The 4,852-nt window shown below is 39.7% G+C and carries 4 protein-coding genes; all 4 read right to left on the bottom strand.

Annotation, left to right across the window (positions count from 1 at the left end; genetic code table 11):
- Positions 1-227 precede the first annotated feature (227 nt).
- Positions 228-1,640, bottom strand: coding sequence for a Fe-S cluster assembly protein SufB (sufB, locus tag STRDD10_RS09240; RefSeq protein ID WP_067195402.1), 1,413 nt, complete (start codon positions 1,638-1,640; stop codon positions 228-230).
- Positions 1,641-1,898: 258 nt separating this feature from the next.
- Positions 1,899-2,327 (bottom strand): Fe-S cluster assembly sulfur transfer protein SufU, encoded by a 429-nt coding sequence (gene sufU, locus STRDD10_RS09245; protein ID WP_067195405.1) that lies wholly within the window; start codon positions 2,325-2,327, stop codon positions 1,899-1,901.
- Complete coding sequence (locus tag STRDD10_RS09250; protein ID WP_067195408.1) at positions 2,314-3,540, bottom strand: cysteine desulfurase; 1,227 nt, start codon at positions 3,538-3,540, stop codon at positions 2,314-2,316. Before STRDD10_RS09250 ends, sufU begins: the two co-directional genes overlap by 14 nt.
- A 9-nt stretch (positions 3,541-3,549) precedes the next feature.
- The gene (gene sufD / locus STRDD10_RS09255; protein WP_067195411.1) at positions 3,550-4,812 is read right to left on the bottom strand and encodes a Fe-S cluster assembly protein SufD; all 1,263 of its coding nucleotides are present in this window, start codon (positions 4,810-4,812) and stop codon (positions 3,550-3,552) included.
- Positions 4,813-4,852: the final 40 nt, after the last annotated feature.

Genomic DNA, 4,852 nt, shown 5'->3' on the forward strand with positions numbered 1-4,852 from the left:
GGATTAACAGAATTTTTCGCAATAACCTAAAAGAGTCCAAGTAAAGACTCAGACTCTTGAAATTAGGCTAAAAAATTGATTTACTCTACAAAGGTCGTGAACAAGATATATGGAAATGCTTTTTACGTTTAGATAGAGAGAACCAAACTCTCTTTCATCGGTATCACTATAGACAAAACACATTCATTCGTTCTTTTTCATCACTTCAATCAGCTTTCAATCTCTTCTTAACCAACAGATCCTTCCATTTCATAGCTGATCAAACGGTTGAGCTCAACAGCATACTCCATTGGAAGTTCTTTGGTAAAGGGTTCTACAAATCCCATAACGATCATCTCAGTCGCTTCGCTTTCTGAAAGCCCCCGACTCATGAGATAATAGAGCTGCTCTTCAGAGATTTTTGATACCTTAGCTTCATGTTCTAAAGCAACCTGCGAGTTATGGATTTCATTAAACGGAATGGTATCAGAGGCCGATAAATCATCCATAATAATCGTATCACATTCGATATGGCTAACAGATTTTGCTGAATTCTTAGCAAAAGTGACTTGGCCTCGATAGTCTACCTTTCCGCCTCCTTTGGCAATCGATTTGGAAACAATAGATGAACTTGTACGTGGAGCATTGTGAATCATTTTCGCACCAGTATCTTGGTGTTGACCTGCATTCGCAAAGGCGATAGAAAGCATCGTTCCACGAGCTCCCTCACCATCCAGATAAACAGATGGATATTTCATCGTGACTTTGGCTCCTAAGTTTCCATCAATCCATTCAACTGTCGCATCCTTTTGTGCCTTAGCACGCTTTGTCACAAGGTTATAAACATTGTCAGACCAGTTTTGAATAGTTGTATAGCGCATATAAGCTCCATCTAGAGCAAAAATCTCTACAATCGCAGCGTGTAAGCTATTTGTTGAATAGGTTGGCGCTGTACACCCCTCAACATAATGCACACTGGCTCCCTCATCCACTATAATCAAGGTGCGTTCAAATTGCCCTGAATTTTCATTATTGATACGGAAATAAGTTTGCAAAGGAATGTCAACCTTGACTCCTTTTGGAACGTAAATGAAGGTACCACCTGACCAAACAGCCGAGTTTAAGGCAGCCAGTTTATTGTCTGTCGGTGGAACTAATTTGGCAAAGTACTGTTTGAATAAGTCTGGATATTCTTTTAAAGCTGAGTCCGTATCCGTAAAGATAATCCCTAACTTTTGAAATTCCTCTTTCATGTTATGATACACGACTTCAGATTCATATTGGGCAGAAGCACCAGCTAAATAAGCACGCTCAGCCTCAGGAATCCCAATTCGTTCAAATGTTTCCTTAATTTTTTCAGGAACTTCTTCCCAAGTACGAGCCGGTTTATCCGATGGTTTTTGATAATAAATTAAATCATCGAAATCAATCTCTGACAAATCTGCTCCCCAAGTTTGCATAGGCATTTTTTTGAAGGTTTCATATGATTTGAGACGAAAATCCAACATCCACTCAGGTTCATCCTTTGCAGCAGATAACTCTCGTATAACCGCTTCGCTAAGTCCTTTTCCTGTCGATAAGACAGGTTCAACATCATCATGAAAACCAAACTTATATTCACCTAGATCAATTGGTTTTGGTTCTACTCTTTCTTCAGACATATTTTCCTTTCTTCTTTCGTTTTTCATTCATTTTTATTATTAACAGTTAGTTTCAATAGCAAAATACTAAGGCAAGCACTATCCCTAGAGACTGGAGGGAACACAAGTCCTCAATCTCCAAAAATAAGGTAGTAACACTTGCAAGATAGAGTCTTGGCTAATTTCAAATGTACTTTTCCAAGCTTTTTGAAGTCTAGTCATTGTTGCGAAGACGAGACGATAAAATCGATTTTTTTGAGTTAGCGATTTTGTTTCCCCCTACTCTTCAATTGCTTTTTTAAGAGCATTCCACGGGAGGGTAGCACACTTGATTCGTTGTGGAAATTTGGCAACACCTGCCAGAAAGGCCGCATCACCAAGTTCATCTTGTTTCGCATTTTCTTGACCTTGCACCATTTCAGAAAAGACTTCAGCTAACTCTAGTATCTCCTCTTTACTCTTTCCTAGCACTACATCTGTCATCATACTGGCTGATGCCGTTGAAATGGTACAACCTGAGTTGACAAAAGCAATATCCTCGACCTTATTATCACTATCAAACTTAACCGATAAACTGATAACATCTCCACAAGTCGGATTATTCAGATTGATTTGTTCCACATCTGCAATTTTCCCTTGGTGATGGGGATATTTAGAATGTTCTGCTACAACTGCCATATAAAGAGAGTCTAATTTAGAAAGTGCCATTGAAAAACTCCTTTGTCTTTTCTAGTGCCTCGACTAGCTTATCACAGTCTGCTGGAGTATTGTAGATATAAAAACTAGCACGCACCGTAGCGGGTACATCTAGATAGTGCAACAGTGGCTGGGCACAGTGATGTCCTGCTCTCACCGCAACACCTTCATAATCCAGTGCAGTGGCTACATCATGCGGATGCAAATCATCCAGATTGAAAGCAATAACACCTGAACGCTGAGCTAAATCTTTAGAACCATAGATCGTTAAACCTTCGATTGCTTGTAATTTAGGAAAAACATAGGCGATTAGATCGTGTTCATGTTGCTCAACTCTATCCATACCAATTTTTTCTAAGTAATCAATCGCTTCCCCAAGGCCAATAGCTCCTGCCATATTAGGTGTTCCAGCTTCAAACTTCCAAGGAAGCTCTTTCCAACTAGCCGATTGCTCATAAACAAAGTCAATCATTTCGCCACCAAACTCAATTGGCGACATCTCCTTCAATCGATCTTCTTTACCATAAAGAACACCTATACCAGTTGGTGCAGCCATCTTATGACCCGAGAAAGCAAAGAAATCAACACCTAACTCTTGGACATCAATCTTCATATGCGGTGTTGACTGAGCCCCGTCCACAACCATAATAGCTCCTTGAGCATGAGCTAACTCAGCAATTTTCTTGATTGGATTAACCACACCCAAAACGTTAGAAGCATGAGTAATCGCCACAAATTTTGTCTTAGAAGTTAACTTAGCTTCCAGTTCTTCCATATCCAAAGAGCCATCTTTTAGGTAAACATAAACTAACTTAGCACCCGTTTTTTGGCAAGCTTGCTGCCACGGAATAATGTTAGAATGATGCTCCATAATCGAAATTAAGACTTCATCACCCTCTTGCAAAACTTGCTCTGCAAATCGGGCAACCCAATTTAAGCCCGTTGTCGTACCTCTGGTAAACAAGACTTCCTTTGTCGAAGAAGCATTAATAAAAGTTCGAACTTTTTCACGAGCAGCTTCATAAGAAGCTGTTGCTCGCTCAGCTAAAGTATGGACACCACGATGAACATTTGCATTGTCATTTTCATAGTAAGCCTTAAGAGCCTCTAACACCTGAGTAGGTTTTTGGGTTGTTGCAGCATTATCTAGATAAACTAAAGGCTCATCATTGACACTCTGATCTAATATTGGAAAATCTTTCCGTATAGTATGGCTATCTAACATAAGAACTCCTTAGCGTTTCGATAACTTCTCTTCAATGGTAGCAATCATTTCTTCTCTTACTTCCTTAACAGGAATTTCAACAATAACAGAGCCTAAAAATCCACGAACTACTAAGCGTTCAGCTGTTGCCTGATCTAGACCACGGCTCATAAGATAGTACATATCTTCTGGATCCACCTGACCGATCGAGGCTGCGTGCCCTGCTGTGACATCATTTTCATCAATAAGTAGGATAGGATTAGCATCTGAGCGAGCTTGGTCTGATAACATTAAAACACGGCTTTCTTGTTGAGCATCTGCTCCCTTAGCTCCCTTGATAATATGACCAATTCCATTAAAGGTTAACGTTGCCTTTTCAAGAATGACTCCATGTTGCAAGATATTACCAACTGAGTTTGGTCCGTAGTTCGTGACTCTAGTATCAATCCCTTGTATTTGGCGACCACTTGATAGAGCTACAACTTTAAGATCCGCGTGGCTACCATTACCAATTAGGTCACTATCAAAATCTGCAATAACATTACCTTCATTCATAACACCAATAGCCCAGTCAATGCTAGCATCACGGCCAACTTTTCCACGACGACTGAGATAAGCTGTAACATTTTCACCCAAACGGTCAATGGCTGCAAACTTCACCTGACTACCACTGCGTGCAATCACTTCAACTGTGATATTCGCCGTTGCTTTAACAGCCTCCTGTCCTTTCGACTCAAGTCGTTCCAAATAACTAAACTTACTATTTTTCCCAGCAATAATTAAGATATGCTTGTTGAAAGGAACAGAACTCTCCTTATCTTGGTAGAAAATTCCTTCAAACGGTTGGTGTATTTCAACATGATCTGGAACATACAAAACAGCTCCACTATTAAAATACGCCGTGTGATAGGCCGCCAACTTATCTTCATCATATTTGACAGACGACATAAAGAACTCTTCGATTATCTCTGGAATTTCTTCTAAGGCTGTATGAAAATCTGTAAAAAGAACTCCTTGATCAACCAAGTCTTGAGGTAGTTGCTCTAAGACGGTATGTGTTCCAACCTGGACTAACTTGGGATTATTATCAAGGGCAGTAAAATCAGGAATATCACTCAACGGTTCACTTTCAGTGATTGTTCCATCTCCTAAATTCCAACGATGGTATTTGACACGCTCGATAACAGGCAATTCTAATTGTTCTATCTTATCGAAGGCTTGTTGCCGCAACTCCTGTAACCATTGAGGTTCAGCGTGACTTTCTGAAAAAAGTTTTATATTTTCTTTGGTCATGTTTTTCTCCTAAAAAGATACTCTATTCTAATTTTTATTT

The organism is Streptococcus sp. DD10 (assembly GCF_001578805.1).
Classification (GTDB): Bacteria; Bacillota; Bacilli; order Lactobacillales; family Streptococcaceae; genus Streptococcus.

What these genes read in the sequence shown, in the direction of transcription:
- sufB (WP_067195402.1), bottom strand. Translation starts at nt 1,640, where the DNA reads ATGTCTGAAGAAAGAGTAGAACCAAAACCAATTGATCTAGGTGAATAT.
- sufU (WP_067195405.1), bottom strand. Translation starts at nt 2,327, where the DNA reads ATGGCACTTTCTAAATTAGACTCTCTTTATATGGCAGTTGTAGCAGAA.
- STRDD10_RS09250 (WP_067195408.1), bottom strand. Translation starts at nt 3,540, where the DNA reads ATGTTAGATAGCCATACTATACGGAAAGATTTTCCAATATTAGATCAG.
- sufD (WP_067195411.1), bottom strand. Translation starts at nt 4,812, where the DNA reads ATGACCAAAGAAAATATAAAACTTTTTTCAGAAAGTCACGCTGAACCT.